The sequence below is a fragment of the Polaribacter sp. PL03 genome (genome assembly GCF_033875165.1).
GTDB lineage: Bacteria > Bacteroidota > Bacteroidia > Flavobacteriales > Flavobacteriaceae > Polaribacter.
This window is the reverse complement of the sequence record NZ_JAWZSV010000005.1, coordinates 14,589-35,150: the sequence shown is the minus strand read 5'-3', so window position 1 is coordinate 35,150 and position 20,562 is coordinate 14,589. Positions and strand designations below refer to the sequence as shown.

The 20,562-nt window shown below is 30.2% G+C and carries 16 protein-coding genes; 9 read left to right on the top strand and 7 right to left on the bottom strand.

The genetic code is table 11. From position 1 onward, the window contains the following. Window positions 1-45: 45 nt before the first annotated feature. The 4 genes from SHK09_RS11410 to SHK09_RS11395 form a co-directional block, all read right to left on the bottom strand. On the bottom strand, window positions 46-3,603 hold the full coding sequence (locus tag SHK09_RS11410) for a T9SS type A sorting domain-containing protein (protein ID WP_319810911.1): 3,558 nt from the start codon (window positions 3,601-3,603) through the stop codon (window positions 46-48). 108 nt (window positions 3,604-3,711) lie between these two features. After that, window positions 3,712-6,690: a T9SS type A sorting domain-containing protein gene (locus tag SHK09_RS11405; protein WP_319810910.1), complete on the bottom strand. Its 2,979-nt coding sequence runs from the start codon at window positions 6,688-6,690 to the stop codon at window positions 3,712-3,714. 169 nt (window positions 6,691-6,859) lie between these two features. Next, the gene (locus SHK09_RS11400; protein ID WP_319810909.1) at window positions 6,860-8,758 is read right to left on the bottom strand and encodes an amidophosphoribosyltransferase; all 1,899 of its coding nucleotides are present in this window, start codon (window positions 8,756-8,758) and stop codon (window positions 6,860-6,862) included. A gap of 84 nt (window positions 8,759-8,842) precedes the next feature. Beyond that, on the bottom strand, window positions 8,843-9,769 hold the full coding sequence (locus tag SHK09_RS11395; protein WP_319810908.1) for a PfkB family carbohydrate kinase: 927 nt from the start codon (window positions 9,767-9,769) through the stop codon (window positions 8,843-8,845). 72 nt (window positions 9,770-9,841) lie between these two features. On the opposite strand from SHK09_RS11395, the gene SHK09_RS11390 reads away from it, so the two are divergent. The 6 genes from SHK09_RS11390 to SHK09_RS11365 all read left to right on the top strand — a co-directional run bounded on the left by SHK09_RS11390 (window position 9,842) and on the right by SHK09_RS11365 (window position 14,244). Beyond that, window positions 9,842-10,261, top strand: coding sequence for a SufE family protein (locus tag SHK09_RS11390; RefSeq protein ID WP_319810907.1), 420 nt, complete (start codon window positions 9,842-9,844; stop codon window positions 10,259-10,261). Window positions 10,262-10,279: 18 nt separating this feature from the next. Further along, window positions 10,280-10,600: an iron-sulfur cluster assembly protein gene (locus SHK09_RS11385; RefSeq protein WP_319810906.1), complete on the top strand. Its 321-nt coding sequence runs from the start codon at window positions 10,280-10,282 to the stop codon at window positions 10,598-10,600. A 52-nt stretch (window positions 10,601-10,652) separates the two neighbouring features. Next, window positions 10,653-11,156: a DUF2480 family protein gene (locus tag SHK09_RS11380; RefSeq protein ID WP_319810905.1), complete on the top strand. Its 504-nt coding sequence runs from the start codon at window positions 10,653-10,655 to the stop codon at window positions 11,154-11,156. 36 nt (window positions 11,157-11,192) lie between these two features. Then, a complete protein-coding gene (locus SHK09_RS11375) occupies window positions 11,193-12,059 on the top strand; it encodes a DUF3078 domain-containing protein (RefSeq protein WP_319810904.1) in 867 nt (288 codons plus the stop codon). A 63-nt stretch (window positions 12,060-12,122) separates the two neighbouring features. Next, entirely contained in the window at window positions 12,123-13,040 is a 918-nt protein-coding gene (locus SHK09_RS11370; protein ID WP_319810903.1) for a DUF3078 domain-containing protein, read from the top strand. An 88-nt stretch (window positions 13,041-13,128) separates the two neighbouring features. Then, on the top strand, window positions 13,129-14,244 hold the full coding sequence (locus SHK09_RS11365; protein WP_319810902.1) for a CNNM domain-containing protein: 1,116 nt from the start codon (window positions 13,129-13,131) through the stop codon (window positions 14,242-14,244). Window positions 14,245-14,343: 99 nt separating this feature from the next. On the opposite strand, the gene hflX is transcribed toward SHK09_RS11365, so the two are convergent. Further along, window positions 14,344-15,555 (bottom strand): GTPase HflX, encoded by a 1,212-nt coding sequence (hflX, locus tag SHK09_RS11360; RefSeq protein ID WP_319810901.1) that lies wholly within the window; start codon window positions 15,553-15,555, stop codon window positions 14,344-14,346. Between the two features lie 284 nt (window positions 15,556-15,839). On the opposite strand from hflX, the gene SHK09_RS11355 reads away from it, so the two are divergent. After that, a complete protein-coding gene (locus SHK09_RS11355; protein WP_319810900.1) occupies window positions 15,840-16,814 on the top strand; it encodes an endonuclease/exonuclease/phosphatase family protein in 975 nt (324 codons plus the stop codon). On the opposite strand, the gene SHK09_RS11350 is transcribed toward SHK09_RS11355, so the two are convergent. Next, the gene (locus tag SHK09_RS11350) at window positions 16,815-17,054 is read right to left on the bottom strand and encodes a hypothetical protein (protein ID WP_319810899.1); all 240 of its coding nucleotides are present in this window, start codon (window positions 17,052-17,054) and stop codon (window positions 16,815-16,817) included. 48 nt (window positions 17,055-17,102) lie between these two features. Here SHK09_RS11350 and glpQ point away from each other — a divergent pair, with 48 nt between their 5' ends. Next, window positions 17,103-18,083, top strand: coding sequence for a glycerophosphodiester phosphodiesterase (glpQ, locus tag SHK09_RS11345; RefSeq protein WP_319810898.1), 981 nt, complete (start codon window positions 17,103-17,105; stop codon window positions 18,081-18,083). Between the two features lies 1 nt (window position 18,084). Continuing rightward, window positions 18,085-18,618 (top strand): hypothetical protein, encoded by a 534-nt coding sequence (locus SHK09_RS11340; protein ID WP_319810897.1) that lies wholly within the window; start codon window positions 18,085-18,087, stop codon window positions 18,616-18,618. A gap of 128 nt (window positions 18,619-18,746) precedes the next feature. Here SHK09_RS11340 and SHK09_RS11335 read toward each other — a convergent pair whose 3' ends face one another. After that, window positions 18,747-20,531 carry a chloride channel protein gene (locus SHK09_RS11335; protein ID WP_319810896.1) on the bottom strand — a complete coding sequence of 595 codons (1,785 nt, stop codon included), beginning with the start codon at window positions 20,529-20,531 and terminating at the stop codon, window positions 18,747-18,749. Window positions 20,532-20,562 lie beyond the last annotated feature (31 nt).

Genomic DNA, 20,562 nt, shown 5'->3' with positions numbered 1-20,562 from the left:
CTTAATTTATAAAACAAAAAGCATCCAATTAATTGGATGCTTTTTTTATTCTATAATAATCTTTTTATTAATAATTCCTTTTTCTGTTTTTACAGAGACTAAATAAACTGCTTTAGCCAACTTACCTATATTAAAACTTAATTCTTCTTTACTATCTTCAACTTCGAAGTTAAATATCTCTGCACCTAAAAGGTTATAAACTCTTATAGCTTCTATTTTTAAATTAGTCTTGTTTTCTATGGTTAATAAACCATTATCTTTCCCATAAACAGAAATTAAATATTCACTTTCATTTACATCTTCATTACTTAATGTTTGAGAAGTAAAAGTTATAAAAAATCGGTCTGTATACTCACCTATGGATAAGTTTATAGCCTTAGGACCATCCCCTAAATCGTAATACTTATTCAATAGTTTATCGTACAAATACACAGGAGAATCAATTTTAATTTTTTCACTAACAGAAAAATTAACTTCTCGATCTTCATCTAACTGAACAACTAAAGGCAATTGTAAAGTATTGTCAAAATCAAATGTTCCAGTAATTATATACGGACTGTCAGAACCTTTAACCTTTAGATACAAATCTGTTGGTTGTAAACCCCACATAACTGCATCAAATCCCATATCATATTCATCTGTTAAACCTCTAAATACTGTTGCCACTGTTCTTGTGCGTTCTTTAGTTTCAGATAAATTAAACTTAAAATCAATTTTTAAAGTTGGTAGTTCTTTTTCATTTTGAACAACACCGTTTTTAACATCTTTACTTTTTGCTAATATAGCACCCGTATTTGATAAAGTGGTTAATGTTCTTTGAGAGTTTCTAAAGGTTAAAGTACCAGTTCCTGCGGCTTCTCTTGTTACAAAAAAGGCTTGTCCTATTGGTAAATATCTTCCACCACCAACAGTAACTCCACTAACAATTGTATTATAGGTACCAGAATAATCTCCTCTAACATGCGTGTCATCAGAAAGACCATTGTAAACATAAATAACTCCATTAAAACTAGAAGAATTGTCTGTTATAAAAGCTTCTGCATCTAGTGCTGAAGGATAAGGATTTCCAATTAAATTGAATTTATTTTGATCTAAAGGAAATGAATAATCACCGTCATTAGGTGTTCCTAAAAAGGTAAATGTAGCTCCTACACTCTTCATATTCCAACCTTCACCAGGTGTAAAAATAGCGCTTGTTGGGTTTAAAAATCTAGTAAAATCACTTGCGTTTATAAACTTAGCAAGCCATCTAGAACTTATCTCTATAGGACTTGTTGCTGCATTGCTATCAAAATTTGAAGTAAAATTAATATCGGCTGCTTCACCCAATGTTGGTGTTGCAGATGTAGATACATTTGTCCCATCTTTTAAAACATCACTTATAGAAAAAGGGGTTCCTGCAACTGTACCAGATTTTCTTACAGGAGAAGACCAATAACCAGATTGAAAAACGGTAGATGTTGCTCCTGTTTGGTCTACATATAAATTACCCGTTCCAGAGTTTAAATTTGCTCCTGTTGTATGGGTTTGTACTAGCTGAGAATTCCCAACCAATCTTAGTTCTCCGTTATTTACAATGCCGTTAATTACTTTTAGTAAAACCCCTGAGTTAACTGATAAAATACCGCCTGTTTCTATTTCTATCTCTCTAACAATTGCATCTTCTGTTATTGCTAAAGAACCATTAGAAGTACTTTTTACCAATAATTTGAAACAGCCATTACTTAAATCTGGCACATTTACTGCTCCAGATCCATTATAATATTGAGTATCATCTACAACTATTAAATTTTGGTATTCTATCGAAAAATAATCGTTATCTGCAAACACCACATTATTTGCCTTATACAAACCTCCTCCAATATCTACTAAATTGTAAGTAGATGTTGGTGATAATAAATCGCTATCATTATCTATGATTAACCTTAAAGTTGAACAAGATTCTTTTGAAGACAAATCTATAGATGATAAATCTAAAATAAAACTTACATCTCCAACGTCATTTCTTTTACTTACACGCCATTTAGTAGAGGTTCTTTGTTGATAATTATCTTCATTTGTTTCAAAAACTACATCGTCTTTATTATCTCTTCCCCAGAACAAGTACTCATCATTAGCTAAGTTACTTGGATTATAAATTCTTACAATTCCTGTTCCTTGTGAATCTGTATGGTTAGAACCATCTGTTGCCTGACCAATACCTGCAACATCATGATCAAAATTACCAGAAACTACCTCATCTTGAGCATAGAAATTGGTTGCTGCATTAATTCCAATATTGTATTTAGCAGATAAATAATTACCTATAATAACTCTTTCTGCTTCATTAATATATTTATTAAACATAATTACCTCAGAAAAATCTCCTTGATGCGCTTGTGACTCTGCATAATTACCATCATTCCCTCCAGCACCATCATCTACACTATCTTGCTCTCCGGCTAAAGCTAAAGATCCTCCTGGACTTATTACTCTACCACTCGTAAAAGTAAGATTACTATCTGTACCATTTAAAGAAGTATTTGCAACTCCAGAACTTTGCCATCTGTAACCAATAACATTCCAATTTGCAGTACTAACATTTAAACCCGAACCTCTTGCCTGATTACCAATATACATAGACAAATTATTACTATTAAACAGAAGAAAATCATTATTAAGACTAGATGAAGATGCATAAGAAAGCGTTCCATCTCCTCCTTCATTAGCGTCTTCAGATCTATTAACGTAAAAACCAGAAATGGCTGTTGTAGGAAAATTTGTAAAGTTTGTTTTTCTTAATCGTTTATTTACTGCTTCAAACCTAACAGCATCATAGCCATTAACAATATTCTTTTTTATTATTGGCTGAAAAGCAACGTCTTCTTGAGTTAATGTTGAATTAAATCCTGATAAATCTGACCAAGAAACAAAAGGGTCATTATCAGCCTCAGAAATATTATCTGGATTTGTCCATAACATAAGACCTGAACTTCCATCGATGCCTCCTACTCCTCCAGGTCCTAAATAATCTGTATTTGTTGGTGTAAATAATTCTCCTAAAACCTTAACATTGTCAATAGCCCACCAATAATCCCAAACACCAATGTAAGTAAATTTTACTTGTGCATTGGTTGCGCTTCCTGCAGCACTTTTAATATTTATAGATTCTAATGTAGCTCCTGTTGTAAGATTTACATAATTTTCTTCTCCAAATTCTTTTCTAAATACCTCAATCCAATCTGTACCATTAAAAACCTCTATTACGCAAGACTCTCCACCATTATAATCTCTATATTGATAATCGAATTCTAAGGTTATAGCTTCATATAAATCTGCTGAAAAAGTTGATGTTAAAAGCGAAGCATTCTGGTTATTTCCTGAACCATAAGCATCACTATCTAAAATTGCATAATTACCATTTATACCACCAGCTGTTATACCTCTTGCTGCATTAAATTGCCATATTTGAGTATCTGTACCTCCATTATTTTCACTAGACCAACCTGTTGGTAAGCTACCAGCTGTAAAGTCTTCATCTATAATTGTTATTGTTTGTGCAGAAATTATTGATCCCCAGAAAAGGAATGCAATATAAATTATATACTGTGTTTGTCTTAACATATTTTTAAATTTTGTTAATACTACACTTAAGATAATTCTTGGGGGAATGTTTCTTATATCAACGTTAATTGACGTGTAAGTTTACACTAAAGTAGGGTTTTTATTTTATTAATCAATAATTATTTTTTGATTAACTACTCCTTTTTCTGTTTTTATACTCAGAATATAAACAGATTTAGCAATATTTCTTACATCTATATTTTTCTCTAGAATATTTGCATTAATAGTATAATTTAAAATTTCAGCTCCTAATAAATTGTAAACTTTAATAGATTTTATATATAAGTTAGCTGAATTATCTACAACAAGCTCACCTTCTTTTCTTTTAAACACACGAATACTCTTTTCATCTTCGTTAATAGTTGGTACTTCTAAAGTTTTATTTGAAAAAGTAATAAAAAATCGATCTGTATATTTACCTGAAAGTAACTTTAGAGTTTTAGACTCAACATCTAAGTTATGATATGTACCTAAAGAAGCATCAAACAAATAAACAGGTGTATTTATATTAATCTTTTCTTCAATTAAAAAAACAACTTCTTTTTCTTGATCTACCTGAACAACTAAAGGAACTTTTATAGAATTATTAAATGATTCTATACCTGTTATAATAAAAGGAAAATCTAAATCTTCTACCTTAAGATATAAATCTGTTGGCTGTAATCCCCACATTTGTGCATCATAACCTTTATCGAATTTATCTGACAAACCTCTAAATGTAATAGCAACTTCTCTATTTCTCTTAACTGTTTCAGATAGATTAAACTGAAAACCTAACTTTAGTACAGACAAACTTTCATCTTGCTTTTTTTCCTCTGTATTCTTAGCTACTAAACTACCAGTTTCAGATAAATTAACCATAATTCTTTGCGAATTACTAAAAGTAATTGTTCCGGAACCAGCAGCTTCTCTTGTTACAAAAAAGGCTTGTCCTATTGGTAAATATCTTGTACCACCAACACTAACTCCGCTAACAATTGTATTGTAGGTACCAGAGTAATCTCCTCTAACATGTGTATCATCAGACATACCATTGTATATGTAAATTACGCCATTAAAACTAGAAGAATTGTCTAATATAAAAGCCTCTGCATCTAAAGCAGAAGGATAAGGATTACCAATTAAACTATAATTGTTTTGATCAATTGTAAAACTATAATTACCATCATTAGGTATTCCTAAAAATGTAAACCTAGCTCCCACACTTTTCATATTCCAACCTTCTCCAGGAGTAAATATTGATGCTGTTGGACTTACAAAACGAGTCCAATCTAAAGCATTATTAAATTTAGCCAACCACCTTGTACTAATTTCTATAGGAGTTGTTACTTTACTACCATCATGTCCAGTAATAAAACTAACATCTTTAGCTTCTCCTAAAGTTGGTGTAGCAGCAGTTGCAACAGTACCGTCTTTTAATATATTATCTATACTAAAAGGCGCTCCTGCACCTGTACCAGAACTTCTTACAGGTGAAGACCAGTAACCAGATTGGTAAAACGTTGATGTTGATGCTATTTGATCTACATATAAACGACCAGAACCTGAATTTAAATTTACAGACGAGCTATGCGTTTGAATCAATTGAGAGCCTTCAACCAACCTTAGCTCTCCGTTATTTTTAATACCATTAGCTACTTGTAATTTAATATTAGAACTTGTTGATAAAACACCTCCTGCTTCAATTTCAATTTCTCTTACAAAAGCATCTTGCGTTAACGTTAGCGTTCCATTTGCTGTATTTTTAACTAATAACTTATAACATCCATTAGTAATATCTGGTACACTAACTGATCCAGAGCCATTATAAAACTGTGCATTGTCTACTACAATTGTATCTACATATTCTAAAGTAAAATAATCGTTATCTGAAAAATTAACACCTGTTGCCGTATATACTCCTCCAGACAAAACAAAGTCGTAAGAAGTTTTTGTAGCAAAATTTGAAGAATTACTTACAATTAACTTTAATGCATTACAGCCTTCTGATGAATTAAAATTAATATCTGTTTCTTTTACCTCAACATTTACTGTACCTAAGTTATTACGCTTACTAACTCTCCATTTAGTATCTAACCGCTCTAAATAGCCTGAAGCAGAAGATGATGAGAAAGTATAGCTAGCATTTTTCACATCTTCTCCCCAAAACAAATAATCATCATTAGATAATGCTGATGGTGTATTTATTCTAACAATACCTGTTCCTTGAGAATCTAAATGACTAGAACCATCTGTAGCTTGCCCAATTCCTGCAACGTTAAAATCGAAGTTTCCCACAGAAGTATCTTCGTCATAAAAATTTTTACTTGAAAGTGGAATATTATATTTTGCTGATAAATAATTGTTTATTATTATTCTTTCGACCTCTGTAACAGTATAATTAAAATGTATAATTTCTGCATAATCTGCACCTAGATAAGTTCCATAATCAACATTTAAAGCACCTATAGCTAAAGGCCTATTACTATTTCCTATAGAAGTACTACTTTCTGAAGCAACTTTAATTAAACTCATTTCATTATAAATTTTACTTCGTTGGCTTGTAACCAAACTACCATCAAAAGTAAAAGAGAGAATATAATTAGTAGCATTGGTAAAAGTTGTAGCAGTATTAAATCGATTATTTTGAGTCTCTAAATCTAAATACATTGCTCTACTACCTTGCCAAAAAAACCAAGTGTAAGAATAGTTTGATGTAGTACCAGAACTTATTCTTTTTCCTAAAATACCTCTAGGGCTTGCGTTTATATTATTGGGTCTTATAACTGTAAAGTAGGTAATACCTGAAGTACCATCCAAAATATCTGCATCTGCTACAGCCATTTGGTCGTTACTTCCATCAAAACGCACAATTGGCATTCCATTTAAAGCACTTGTAGACATGGAAATAGGTTGTTGAGTTGATTCTAATTGCGCTGCATTATTACCATTACCCGAAACATCTGTCCAAGTACTAACATTACCAAAATTAGAAAAAGTATTGGCTTTTAACCAAAGCCCATTATTAGAAGTATTTCCAACACCTCCAGGACCAGTTTGTGAAAACGAAAAGTTTATATTTAAAAACAGTAATGAGAAAAAATACATTTTTATATAAATTGTATTTTGTTTTTGTCTTAGCATAAAATAATTAGAAATAATAAACAAAATTAGAAAAAATAAAATAAAAAATGAGTTCATTTTTGTTAAAATGAACTCATTTTTAGTTTATTAGAAAGAAACAATAAGTAACTTTTTAAAGGAAAATAAAGTTCTTTTAATAAGCACGCTTATCATTTCCTTCATAATAATTAATAAATGCTTCGTTTACAACTCTATGACCACCTGGTGTAGGATAATCTCCTGTAAAGTACCAATCTCCTAAATTATCTGGACAAGCAATATGTAAATTATCTACTGTTTGATAAATAACCTCTACATCTGCCTTAATGTCTTTTGTCTTTAACATTTGAGCAATTTTAGCTGAAACTTCTTCTGTAGTAAAAGGAGCATATATTCCTTTAACATAGTTTACTATTTCCTCATCTTTTTTAGATTGCTGTGCTTTAGATTTTTTATAAACCTCCTCTATTACACTTTCTTGCTTTGTGTCTTTTAATAACTCTACTGCTGCTTTAAAAGCAATAAAATCATTAATTCTAGCCATATCTATACCATAACAATCTGGGTATCTAATTTGTGGCGCAGAAGAAACTACTACTATTTTTTTAGGACTAAGTCTGTCTAAAATTTTAATAATACTTTTCTTTAAAGTTGTTCCTCTAACAATACTGTCATCTATAATAACAAGATTATCTGTTGGTTTTACAACTCCGTAAGTTATATCATAAACATGCTCTACTAAATCATCTCTACTACTATCATCAGCAATAAAAGTTCTTAACTTTGCATCTTTAATTGCTATTTTCTCAAAACGAGGTCTTTCAGACAAAATCTCTGTAACTTGTTGTGCAGATAGTTTTGTTCCTCCAGCTAAAATTTTTGCAGTTTTTTGTTGATTTAATAAATCTTCTGCAGCTTCTGTCATTCCATAAAAAGAAGTTTCTGCTGTATTTGGTATGTAAGAAAAAACCGTGTTAGATATATCGCTATCTATAGATTTTAAAATCTTTGGAAAAACTAATTTCCCTAAATTCTTTCTTTCTTCATAAATAGAAGCATCACTTCCTCTAGAAAAATAAATACGCTCAAAAGAACACGCTTTGTTTTCTCTTGGCTCTAAAACTTGTTTTATTGAAGTTTTACCGTTTTTCTTTATAATTAATGCATGCCCTCTTTCTAATTCTTTAACATCATCAATTTTAACATTAAAAACCGTTTGTATAACTGGTCTTTCTGAAGCCACAACTACAACCTCTTCATCTTCATAAAAATAGGTTGGTCTAATTCCGTTAGGATCACGTAAAACAAAAGCATCTCCATGACCAACTAAACCAGCCATAGCATAACCACCATCCCAGTTTTTTGCAGATCTTTTTAATACTTTTTTAATACTTAAATTTTCTTCTATATAAGGTGAAGCGTCTTTTTTATTAAAACCTGCTTTTTTTGCTTTTTGATACAACTTAGCAACTTCATCTTCTAAGAAATGACCAATCTTCTCCATTACAGTTACAGTGTCTGTAAACTCTTTTGGATGCTGACCCAACTCTACCAATTCTTCTAACAATTGTTTAGAATTAGTCATGTTAAAGTTACCTGCTACAATTAAATTTTGGTGTTTCCAGTTACTTTGGCGCAAAAACGGATGTACACTTTCTATACTATTCTTACCAAAAGTACCATAACGAACATGTCCTAAAAACAAATTACCAACATATGGCATATTTTCCTCTTGCCAAGCAACATCATCTTTTTTATCTGGGTTTTGTTCTAAAACACCATTTAAACGAGCGTTAATTTGAGCAAAAACATCTTGTATTGGTTGCGATTTATTAGAACGTACTCTACTAATATATCTTGTACCTGGTTCTACATTAAACTTTACACTAGCAAAACCAGCACCATCTTGACCACGATTATGTTGTTTCTCCATTAATAAATACATCTTGTTTATTCCGTAGAAAGCTGTACCGTATTTATCTTTATAAAACTGTAAAGGTTTCTTTAATCGAACAAGTGCAATTCCACATTCATGTTTAATAGCGTCACTCATTTTGTGTTATTTTTTGTTGTGTTGTGTGTTGTTAAACTCGTATTGTTTCAAAAAAAAATCCGCGGTCGAAACCGCGGATTAAAATTAAGATAATTTTATATCAAATTGTGTTAAATCTTTAAAAGCTTGCAAGCGCGTTTTAACATCGTCTGCTGTAAGATTTTGCATGCGTTCTGTACCAAATTTCTCTACACAGAAGGATGCTAAATTAGAACCATATATAATGGCGTTTTTCATATTCTCAAAAGAGATGTCTTCTGTTTTTGCTAAATACCCACAAAAACCTCCTGCAAAAGTATCTCCTGCTCCTGTTGGATCGAAAACCTCTGCTAATGGTAAAGCTGGTGCAAAAAACATTTTTCCTTCGTTAAACAACAAAGCACCATGTTCTCCTTTTTTAATAACTACGTATTTAGGTCCCATTTCATGAATCTTCTTAGCGGCATTTACTAAAGAGTATTCACCAGACAACTGTCTTGCTTCCTCATCATTAATAGTAATTACATCTACTCTTTTTAAAACAGTATGTAAATCTGCTAAAGCAATGTCCATCCAAAAGTTCATAGTATCTAAAACTATTAATTTTGGTTTCTCTGTCATTTGATCTAAAACAGAGGCTTGTGTTAATGGGTGTAAATTACCCAACATTACAATACCTGCATCTTTAAAATTTTCTGGTACAACTGGTGTAAATGTCTCTAAAACATTTAACTCTGTTACCAAAGTATCTCTAGAATTCATGTCATTGTGGTATTTACCACTCCAAAAAAACGTTTTACCGTTTTTATCAACTTCAATTCCATCAGTATTTATACCTTTAGAATTCATCATTTCTAAATATGAAGCAGGAAAATCTCCTCCAACAACAGAAACAACTCCTGTTTCTACACCAAATTGAGAAGCAGCCAAACCTACAAAAGTTCCTGAACCTCCTAAAATTTTATCTGTTTTACCAAAAGGGGTTTCAATAGCATCAAAAGCTACCGTACCAACTGCTAATAATTTACTCATTTCTTAGATTTTATGCGTAATTTTGTATTTTATAAAAAACGCTTTTTAAAAGCGCAAAAATAAGTTTTAAAAATGACTATCAAAGAAATACAAGAAGAAATTATTGATGAGTTTTCTATGTTTGATGATTGGATGGAGCGCTATGAATATATTATAGAACTTGGTAAATCTTTACCTATTATATCTGAACAACATAAATTAGATGAAAATTTAATAAAAGGTTGCCAATCTAAAGTATGGTTATACTCAGAATTAGATGCAGATAAAATAAAATTTACAGCAGATAGTGATGCCATTTTAACCAAAGGAATTGTGGCATTATTATTGCGCGTGTATTCAGAACAAAAACCATCAGATATTTTAAATACTGAAACCACTTTTATAGATGAAATTGGTTTAAAAGAACATTTAAGTCCTACCAGAGCAAATGGTTTGGTTTCTATGGTAAAACAAATAAAAATGTACGCGATAGCGCAACAAACAAAATTATAAAATTTAAGACCTTATATAATGACGGATAAAGAATTAGAAGAGATTGGAGACAAAATTGTAGGAGTTTTAAAAACTATTTACGATCCGGAAATACCTGTAGATATTTACGAATTAGGCTTAATATATGATGTTTTTGTTTCTGAAGAAAACAATGCAAAAATATTAATGACTTTAACGTCGCCAAATTGCCCAGTTGCAGAAAGCTTACCTGTAGATATTGAAGAAAAAGTAAAATCTTTAAAAGAGATAAATAGTTGTGAAGTAGAAATTACATTCGACCCAACTTGGACTTCTGAAATGATGAGTGAAGAAGCAAAACTAGAATTAGGAATGCTATAATTTAGTTAAGCGGTATTAAAACTAAAAAAATCTCAACTTTTAAATTTAAAAAATGGCAGAAATTATAAATAGAGTTGCAAATAGCAAACTAAAAACATTTGATCTAGAGGAAATTTATCCCGAAGGAAAAAGAGTTGTGTTTGATATTAAAGACTGGTTATTTCAAGAAATTATTTTAAAAGAAAAAGATTTTAGAGAATCTGTTAAAAACCACAATTGGTCTCAATATAAAAACTGCTTTGTTGCCATAACTTGTTCTGTAGATGCAATTGTACCTTCTTGGGCTTTTATGCTTATTGCTGCAGAAATTACACCTTATGCAAACAAAGTAGTTATTGGAGACTTAGAATTATTAGAAACAGTCTTATACCAAGAATTATTAAATTTTGTAGATTTAAAAGATTTTACAGATTGCCCAGTAATTATTAAAGGTTGTGCAGATAAGCCAATTCCAAACTCTGCTTTTGCCTTTTTAATAGCAAAATTACAACCTATTGCAAAATCTATAATGTTTGGTGAAGCGTGTTCCACAGTACCATTATACAAATCAAAATAAAATTATTATTTTTACGTTTTAACTTAAAACCTTACAGTGAGAAGATTACCCCTTCTTTTATTAATGCTCTTAGCATCTACTTCTTATTCACAAAATAAGAAGAGGCAAGACACCTTACCCAAACCAAAATGGAAGATTAACGGAAGATTAGCTTTTGTATTTAATCAATCTTCTTTCTCTAATTGGGCATCTGGTGGCCAAAATACTATTGCAGGAAACATTGATGTAAATTATGATTTTAATTATAAAAAAAATAACGTAAACTGGGATACAAGGTTAATAACTGGTTACGGTTTAAGCCACATTAGTGAAAAAGGTTATAGAAAAACAAATGACCGTTTCGAACTAAACACGCTTTTGGGTATTAAAACTACAACTTATTGGTTTTTATCTTTTATAGGAAATTTTAAAACGCAATATACAAAAGGGCACAATTACAAGACTGAGCCTAAAACATTAGTTTCTGAATTTTTATCTCCTGCATACTTAACTTTTGGACCAGGAATGCTCTGGAAAAAATCTGATGACCTTCATTTAAATATTGCCCCTGCAACAGCTAGATACACCTTTGTTAATGAATTTTTCGCAGGAAAATTTGGTACAGAAGAAGGTGAAACAACTGCTTTTAGTTTAGGTTTTAACTTTTCTGGTTATTATAAATTTGGTCTAATGGAGAATATAGAAATGGAAAACATTCTTACAGCTTACTCAGATTATTTGGCAAACATAGGTAACGTAGATCTAGATTACCAAACAAACATTCGTTTTAAGGTGAATAAACACATTAAAATGCACATGACTTTTCATACAATTATTGATGATAATTCTTCGAGTAAAATACAATTTAGGCAATTATTTGGCTTAGGTGTTAACTATAGCTTTCACGAAAAAGTGACTTATTAATATTTTCTTGTCTAAAAATAATAAAAGTGTACTTTTGCACGCTTAAATAAAAAATTAAAAAAAATGAAAAAATTATCAATCTTAATCTTATTGGTATTTATTAGCTTTTCTGCGCAAGCTCAAACTGCTGAAGAATTAAAAAAAGAACAAGCTCCTAAAAAAGCTCAAATTGCAAAATTAAATGGAGAAGTAAATGCTATTCAAGCAAAAATTGATGCACTTCCAGGATGGAAATATGGTGCTTTTGGTACAATTGGAGGAAGTATCTCTGGTTTTAACAACTGGTACTCTAGAACTGCTCCTACTGCATCTGCTGGTAATATTGGTGTTACAGTAAATGGTTTTGCAAATTTAATTGAAGATGACTTTTTCTGGAGAAACTCTGGTGCTATTAATTTAGGTTGGGTAAAGTTAGATGAAAAAGGTGTTGCAGGAGACGAAGGTTTCGATACTGCTACAGATGTTTTTACAATTTCTTCTTTATATGGTAAGAGATTAAACAAAAAATGGGCTGTTTCTGCTTTAGGTGAATACAGAACAACTATAATAGACAACTTTAACGACCCTGGTTACTTAGACTTAGGTGTTGGTATGACTTGGACACCAACAAACAACTTAGTAGTAGTTATACACCCAGGAAACTACAATTTTGTTTTTAGTAAAGGTGAAACTGTTTTTGATTCTTCTTTAGGTGCAAAAATAGTTGCAGACTACACAAAAAAATATGGTAAATTAAGTGTAAAATCTAATTTATCTGTTTTTCAAAGCTATAAAACGTCTGACTTATCTAACTGGACATGGACAAACTCTTTTGGATATACTATCTGGAAAGGAATTGGTGTTGGTTTCGAATTAGGTTTACGTAAAAATAAACAAGAAGCTTTAAATAATGCTTTAATTGACTTCCCTACAGAAACTTTTGATACTGTAGATAATAAATTACAATCATACTATTTATTAGGTATGAGTTATGCATTCTAAATAGTACAACAATACAAACGAAACCTCAAGAAGAAATTCTTGAGGTTTTTTTATTTTATGTAACTTCGCACTTCAAACTAAATTGTTTATGACTTTATTAATAATTTTCGCCACTATTTCTATTTTTTTCTCATTTCTCTGTTCTATTTTAGAAGCAGTATTACTAAGTATTACTCCAACTTTTATTAATCTTAAGAAAAGTGAAGGTGCAGAATATGCTAACCAATTAGAAATATTTAAAAAGGATGTAGACAAACCTTTAATTGCTATTTTAACAATTAACACTGTTGCACACACTGTTGGTGCTATTTTAGTTGGTGTACAAGCAAAAGTTGCCTATGCCGAAATTTATGGAACAGAAATAAAAACAATTTTTGGAATTAAAGTTACAGAAGATGTTATGGTAGGAATTGTTTCTACAGTAATGACCATTTTAATTTTAGTAGCTTCAGAAATTATCCCAAAAACAATTGGTGCAACATACTGGAAACAATTAGCTAATTTTACATCTAAAGCTTTAAACGTAATGATTTTCCCTTTAAAATACACAGGTATTCTTTGGGTTTTACAATTAACTACAAAGCTAATTGGAGGTAAAGGTCATGGAAGTATTTTAAGCAGAGAAAGCTTTTTAGTAATGGCAGATATGGCTGAGAAAGAAGGTGTTTTTCAGAAAAATGAAGGTAAAGTAATTAGAAATTTATTAGGTTTTAAAAACATAAAAGTAAATGATGTTATGACACCTAGGTCTGTTTTAGAAATTGCAGATGAAACTCAAACGATTACTTCTTTCTATAACGAACATAAAAAATTACGCTTTTCTAGAATACCAGTATTTTCTGAAAATCCAGATGCGATTACAGGTTATTTTTTAAAGGATAATTTATTAGAAGCAATGATAAATGGAGAAGGAGAACAAACGTTAGCTTCTATTAAAAGAGATATTATTGTAACAGAAAGAGAACTGTCTATTGCAGATTTGTTTGACAAGCTAATAAAAGAAAAAGAACACATTGCATTAGTTGTTGATGAATATGGCTCTGTAAGCGGTATTGTATCTCAAGAAGATGTAATAGAAACGTTATTAGGTTTAGAAATTATGGACGAAAGTGATTCTGTTGCAGACTTACAAGCTTTGGCAAGAAAATCTTGGAAAAACAGAGCTAAAAGAATGGGAATTATTGAAGACGAAAAAGAAGTATAAACTCTAATTTAAATACTTAAAAAGAGCCTAAAAAGTTGCAAAATATTGCAACTTTTTAGGCTCTTTTAATTTTATAACTAAATAGTCTTTTTAACTTTACTACTCTTCTTGATTATACTCATCATACAAGAAATTATTATAAGGAAAACGCTCGATATGAATCTTCTTTACTTCTTCATAGGTAGTTTCTTTAAAGTCTTCTAAATTCTCTTTGTTTAGTGCAGAAATAAAAATAGAGCTTTCTTCTTTATCATTCATCCACGTTTTTTTCCAATCTTCTAGAGTATAATGTACTTTAGTTCTTTCTGTAACAATATCATCTTCATCTATTGTTTCATGAGAATATGCATCAATCTTATTAAAAACCATTAAAGTTGGTTTGTCTGCACACTTAATATCATCTAAAACACCATTTACAGAAGCAATATGATCTTCAAAATTAGGATGTGAAATATCTACAACATGTAATAGTAAATCTGCTTCCCTAACCTCATCTAACGTAGACTTAAAAGATTCTATTAATTGAGTTGGCAGTTTTCTAATAAACCCAACAGTATCTGTCATTAAAAAAGGAATGTTCTTAATAACCACTTTTCTAACTGTTGTATCTAAAGTTGCAAATAACTTATTTTCTGCAAAAACGTCACTCTTACTAATTACGTTCATTAAAGTAGATTTACCTACATTAGTGTAACCAACCAAAGCAACACGTACCATTTTACCACGATTCTTTCGTTGAACAGCCATTTGTTTATCAATGGTTTTCAATTTCTTTTTAAGAATATCTATTTTATCGCGAATAATACGTCTATCAGTTTCAATTTCTGTTTCCCCAGGACCACGCATTCCAATACCACCTTTTTGCTTATCAAGGTGTGTCCAAAGTCTTGTTAACCTTGGTAATAAATATTGACATTGAGCTAATTCTACCTGTGTTTTAGCAGAACTTGTTTGTGCTCTTTGTGCAAAAATATCTAAGATTAAATTTGTTCTATCTAAGATTTTACAATCTAAAACCTTTTCTATATTTCTTATTTGTGCTGGCGATAACTCGTCATCAAAGATTGCGGTACCAATATGGTTAGATTCTATGTAAGCTCTTACCTCATCTAACTTACCAACTCCTAAAAAGGTTTTAGGGTTTGGTTTTTCCATTTTTTGAACAAAGCGTTTTACAGCAACTCCACCCGCTGTAGAAGTTAAAAACTCTAACTCATCTAAATATTCATCAGACTGTGTTTCGTTCTGTAACTGTGTAATTACACCAATTAAAACTGCTTTTTCTGAAATTGCTTCTCTTGCGTCTATCATAGACTACAAAAGTACGAACTATTCTTCTCTTTTAGGCATAAAAAAACCTTAACAAAAGCCAAGGTTATATTCATTAATTCAAATACAAATACAAAAAGTTTACAACGTTTTCTGCAAGACAAAATTAGATTATAATTCGAATTCTAATGTTTAAACTATATTAAGAAAACTTTTTCTTTAGGTTAATAAATAGGTTTTTCTAAAAAAAAGAATTCATTTTTTTAGAAATCTATATTTAAAGGATAAAAAATTAAATTGTTTACATTTACTGAAATTCTAACTTTATGTTCCCATCTATTTCTTCATACAAACAAAGTAAAAACATAACCACAATTGGTTTTTATAATGTTGAAAATCTTTTTGATACTATTGACGATCCTAAGACTTTTGATGATGATTATACTACAGATGGAAAGAGAAAATGGACGTACAAACGGTATAACGTTAAAGTTAAAAAACTAGGCTCTGTTATTGCTCAATTAGGTATGAACAGATCTAAATATGCGCCAGCAATTGTTGGTTTGGTAGAAGTTGAAAATGCAAAAGTTGTAGAAGACTTGGTAAACTCTACCAATTTAAAAAAACTACATTACGGCTTTGTACATCACGATTCGCCAGATGAACGTGGTATTGATGTTGCACTTTTGTATAACAAACAAGCTTTCGAATTATTAACATCTAAAACATTTCCTATCTTTTTAAAAAATGATGAAGGTGAAAGAGATTACACTAGAGATATTTTAAAGGTAAGTGGAAATTTACATGGCGAATTGGTATACATTTTAGTAAACCATTGGTCTTCTAGAAGAGAAGGTACAGCAGCCTCTGAACATAAAAGAGTTATTGCTGCAGAAACGGCAAGAGCAATTATAACAGAAATAAAAGAACAAGATGCAGATGCAAAAATTATTGTTATGGGAGATTTTAACGACGACCCAACAAGTATTAGTGTAAAAAAATTGGTATCAGATGATTTTATAAACCCAATGGAAAGTATTTTAGACCCAGAGAAAACGGGTTCCTTAACATATAATGGTAAATGGAATTTATTTGATCAGATTTTATTTTCTAAAAACTTTACAGAAAAAAAAACAGGCAAACTCTACTTTAAACACGCAGAAGTTTTTAATAAAGAATGGTTAAAGATTTTTAAAGGAAAATTAAAAGGCAGCCCATTTAGAACTTATATTGGACCTTGGTATCAAGGTGGTTTTTCAGACCATTTTCCTGTATATGGTTTTTTAAAGAAAGATGAATAATTACTTTTTTCCTTGCTGACTAAAAGCTTCTTTTAACTTCTGATCATTTAATATGTACTTTTTATATTTACCATCTTTATATCTAAAGTAAATAAACAAAGGCATAAATATAAAAGACAAATACATAACACCTAAGCCCATAACTACTTGTGCTTTCTCATGTTCTGTATTTATTAAGTATGCTCCAACTGCCATCCAAACTAAAAAGATAATAAATATTATTTTTAACGCTAATTTCATATTGCAAAACTACAAAAGTTATATCTTTAAATTCTAATTTTCATTCAAATGAAATCGATTTTAGTATTTTTACTTGGTTTATTACTCTTTTCTTGTAAACAACCACTAAATAAATTAAAAATGAATACAACGATTGTTATTGCCCACAGAGGAGCTTCTGGTTATTTGCCAGAACATACAATGGAAGCTAAAGCAATGGCTTTTGAAATGAATGCAGATTATATTGAGCAAGATTTGGTGTTGAGTAAAGATGATGTACCTATTGTAATTCATGATATTTATTTAGATGATGTTACGGATGTTGCCATTAAATTTCCTGAAAGGAAAAGAAAAGACAATCGTTTTTATGTAATAGATTTTGCGTTTAATGAGTTACAAACTCTAAAAGTAACAGAGCGATTTAATCCTAAAACTGGAGAGCAAGTATACCCTAATCGTTTTCCGAAAGGAAAAGGGAATTTTAAATTACATTCTTTAAGTGAAGAAATAGAGTTTATACAAGGTTTAAACACCTCTACAGGAAAAAATATTGGAATTTATCCTGAAATTAAAGATCCAGAGTTTCATAAAAAAGAAGGTAAAAACTTAACAGAAATTGTTTTAAAAATTCTTGATAAATATGGATATAAAACAAAAAAAGACAACTGTATTTTACAATGTTTTGATGCATACGAACTCGAAAGAATTAGAAAAGAATTAAAATCTGAATTATTTTTAGTGCAATTAATAGAGTTCCCTGAAGAAGTAAAACAATTAACACATTTTGCAACCTATGCAAACGGAATTGGACCTTGGTACAAGCAAATTTTAGATAAAAAGGTAAATGGTAAATTCACTTTTAGTACTTTGGTTACAGATGCTCATAAATTAGGTTTAAAAGTACATCCTTATACTTTTAGAGCAGATGCTTTAGATGAGTTTTCTTCTTTTGAAGAAATGATGCAAACACTATTTATTGATGCTAATATAGATGGAGCTTTTACAGATTTTCCGGATTTGGTTGTGAATTATTTAAATTCTAGAAATTAAAATGACAAAAGAGGTTTATAAAATAGATCATTCTACCAATAATTTTAAAGCGTATAATGCTAAAAATATTTTGAAGTTTACTTCTAGTTGGTTTTTAGAATTTGGCAAAACAACGTCTGAAGTTTATAATTTAGAGAATGAAGTAATCTATGAAATTACTAAAAAATTTAAGTTTTGGAAATGGAGAATGTCTTACGATATTATAACGAACAAGAAAGAAACGTTGTTTTTAAATTCTGATAATAAAGAGAATTCTATTTTTAAGTTACAATTAGATAAAAACCTTTATGAAATAAAGATTCATTATTCTCAAAAGAAATCTGTTTTTAAAGACGGAGTTAAAATTGCAGAAATAAATGATGCGTTTTTTGAATCTATTGAAGAAAACACAAGTAATGTTTTACTTTTAAATGTTGAAGATTTAGAAATTGTTTTTTTACTTTTTACTTGCTTAAAAACTGGTGAAGTAAATCTAAAACCACTAATGAAATCTCAAAAAGAATTAATATCTATTGAAGATAAATGGGGCGCTTAATTTTACAAAATAAATAAATTATCAAAAAATATTAGCCCTGATTGTAGCATTTGTTTGAGCTCTTTTTTATTCTTTTTCTGAATAAAAAAAGCGAGTGCGAAAAGCAGGAAATAGCTTCAAAAAAAAAATTAACTTGTTACTTCTATTAATTTATTTCTATAAGCAGTCAATAATTTAGATTTAGAGATGAAACCAATGTATTTATTGTTTTCGACAACCGGTAAATTCCAAGCGCCACTTTTCTGAAATTTTTTCATAATATCTGTCATTCTATCTTTACCTACTTCGATAATTTCTGGTGGTTTTTGCATTACTTCTTTAGCAAAAATGGTCTTGTATAATGTTTGATCGAACATTATAGGTCTTATGTCATCTAACAAAATAATACCTAGTAATTTATTGCTTTCTTTTTCTACTACAGGAAAAATATTTCGGTTCGATTTTACTACTGCTTCTTTAATCATTTCACCTAAATTCATGTTCGAGTAAATGGAAACAAAATTGTTTTCTATTACTTTATCGATGTCCATTAAAGTTAAAACGGCATGATCTTTATCGTGTGTAATTAGTTCGCCTTTTCTACCTAACTCCATTGCATACACAGAATATGGGTGTACAAATTTTGCTATAGAATAAGAAATTGTAGCGGTAATCATTAAAGGAATAAAGAGTTGATAACCTCCTGTTACTTCTGCTATTAAAAAAATTGCGGTTAAAGGTGCGTGTAAAACGCCTGCCATTAAACCTGCCATACCAACTAGGGTAAAGTTACTTTCTGATACGTTAGAAAAACCTGAAACGTTAATAATTTTTGCAACACAATTACCTAAAATACTTCCCATAAATAAGGTTGGTGCAAAAATACCTCCTACTCCACCAGCGCCAAATGTTAATGCGCTTGCTATAATTTTAAAAAAAACCAAACCAGCTAGCAGTAAAATAACAACCCAAACGTTTGTTAAATCTAATTGCATAAAGTTGTTTTTTAATGCTTCTTCTGGGTTACCAGCAATTAAATTATTAATAACCTCGAAACCTTCACCATACAAAGGCGGAATGAAATAAACCAAGACTCCTAAACCAATTCCTCCAATTAATAGGCGTTTTACAGGGGAATCTATTTTATCGAATAATTTTTGAATTCTGTCATAAACTTCTGTAAAATAAATAGAAGTTAAACCGGTTACTGTTCCTAAAATAATATAAAAAGGGACATCTTTTATAGAGAAAACATCTTCTGTTTTAAAAGGAAGTAAAACATCTGAACCAAAGAAAAAGTAGGACGTTATAATTGCAGATAATGACGCCAAGAGTAACGGCAACATAGAAGCAATTGTTAAATCTAAACTAAATACTTCTATAGCAAAAATAATAGCTGCAATTGGGGCTTTAAATATTGATGATAATGCACCTGCTGCTGCACACCCAATTAATAAACTTCTAGTGGTTTGGTTTAAGTGAAATAAACGCGCAATGTTAGAACTTATTGCTGCTCCTGTTGCTACAGTTGGGCCTTCTAAACCTACAGAACCACCAAAACCTACTGTTAATGGTGCCGTTAACATAGATGCAAACATGCTCTTTTTTTTTATAATTCCTTTTCTTTTAGAAATTGCAAAAAGTGTTGATGGAATGCCATGATCTACTTTCTTTTTTAAAATATATTTTATAATAAAATACACAATTGTAAGCCCAATAATAGGAAACACAAAGTAAAAAGCATGATGGTAATAACGCACTAAATTCCCTTCTAAAAGGTGTTGAAAAAAGTGTGTTAAGTTCTTTAAAATAAGAGCAGCAACACCAGACAAAAAGCCAACTAGAATACTTAATATATAAATAAACTGACGTTGAGAGATATATTTATATCTCCAAATTAATATTTTTTTGTATATTTTTTTTGCTGTTGGCATTTATTTTATTGGTACTAAAAAGAATTATTTA

What these genes read in the sequence shown, in the direction of transcription:
- SHK09_RS11410 (WP_319810911.1), bottom strand. Translation starts at nt 3,603, where the DNA reads ATGTTAAGACAAACACAGTATATAATTTATATTGCATTCCTTTTCTGG.
- SHK09_RS11405 (WP_319810910.1), bottom strand. Translation starts at nt 6,690, where the DNA reads ATGTATTTTTTCTCATTACTGTTTTTAAATATAAACTTTTCGTTTTCA.
- SHK09_RS11400 (WP_319810909.1), bottom strand. Translation starts at nt 8,758, where the DNA reads ATGAGTGACGCTATTAAACATGAATGTGGAATTGCACTTGTTCGATTA.
- SHK09_RS11395 (WP_319810908.1), bottom strand. Translation starts at nt 9,769, where the DNA reads ATGAGTAAATTATTAGCAGTTGGTACGGTAGCTTTTGATGCTATTGAA.
- SHK09_RS11390 (WP_319810907.1), top strand. Translation starts at nt 9,842, where the DNA reads ATGACTATCAAAGAAATACAAGAAGAAATTATTGATGAGTTTTCTATG.
- SHK09_RS11385 (WP_319810906.1), top strand. Translation starts at nt 10,280, where the DNA reads ATGACGGATAAAGAATTAGAAGAGATTGGAGACAAAATTGTAGGAGTT.
- SHK09_RS11380 (WP_319810905.1), top strand. Translation starts at nt 10,653, where the DNA reads ATGGCAGAAATTATAAATAGAGTTGCAAATAGCAAACTAAAAACATTT.
- SHK09_RS11370 (WP_319810903.1), top strand. Translation starts at nt 12,123, where the DNA reads ATGAAAAAATTATCAATCTTAATCTTATTGGTATTTATTAGCTTTTCT.
- SHK09_RS11365 (WP_319810902.1), top strand. Translation starts at nt 13,129, where the DNA reads ATGACTTTATTAATAATTTTCGCCACTATTTCTATTTTTTTCTCATTT.
- hflX (WP_319810901.1), bottom strand. Translation starts at nt 15,555, where the DNA reads ATGATAGACGCAAGAGAAGCAATTTCAGAAAAAGCAGTTTTAATTGGT.
- SHK09_RS11355 (WP_319810900.1), top strand. Translation starts at nt 15,840, where the DNA reads ATGTTCCCATCTATTTCTTCATACAAACAAAGTAAAAACATAACCACA.
- SHK09_RS11350 (WP_319810899.1), bottom strand. Translation starts at nt 17,054, where the DNA reads ATGAAATTAGCGTTAAAAATAATATTTATTATCTTTTTAGTTTGGATG.
- glpQ (WP_319810898.1), top strand. Translation starts at nt 17,103, where the DNA reads ATGAAATCGATTTTAGTATTTTTACTTGGTTTATTACTCTTTTCTTGT.
- SHK09_RS11340 (WP_319810897.1), top strand. Translation starts at nt 18,085, where the DNA reads ATGACAAAAGAGGTTTATAAAATAGATCATTCTACCAATAATTTTAAA.
- SHK09_RS11335 (WP_319810896.1), bottom strand. Translation starts at nt 20,531, where the DNA reads ATGCCAACAGCAAAAAAAATATACAAAAAAATATTAATTTGGAGATAT.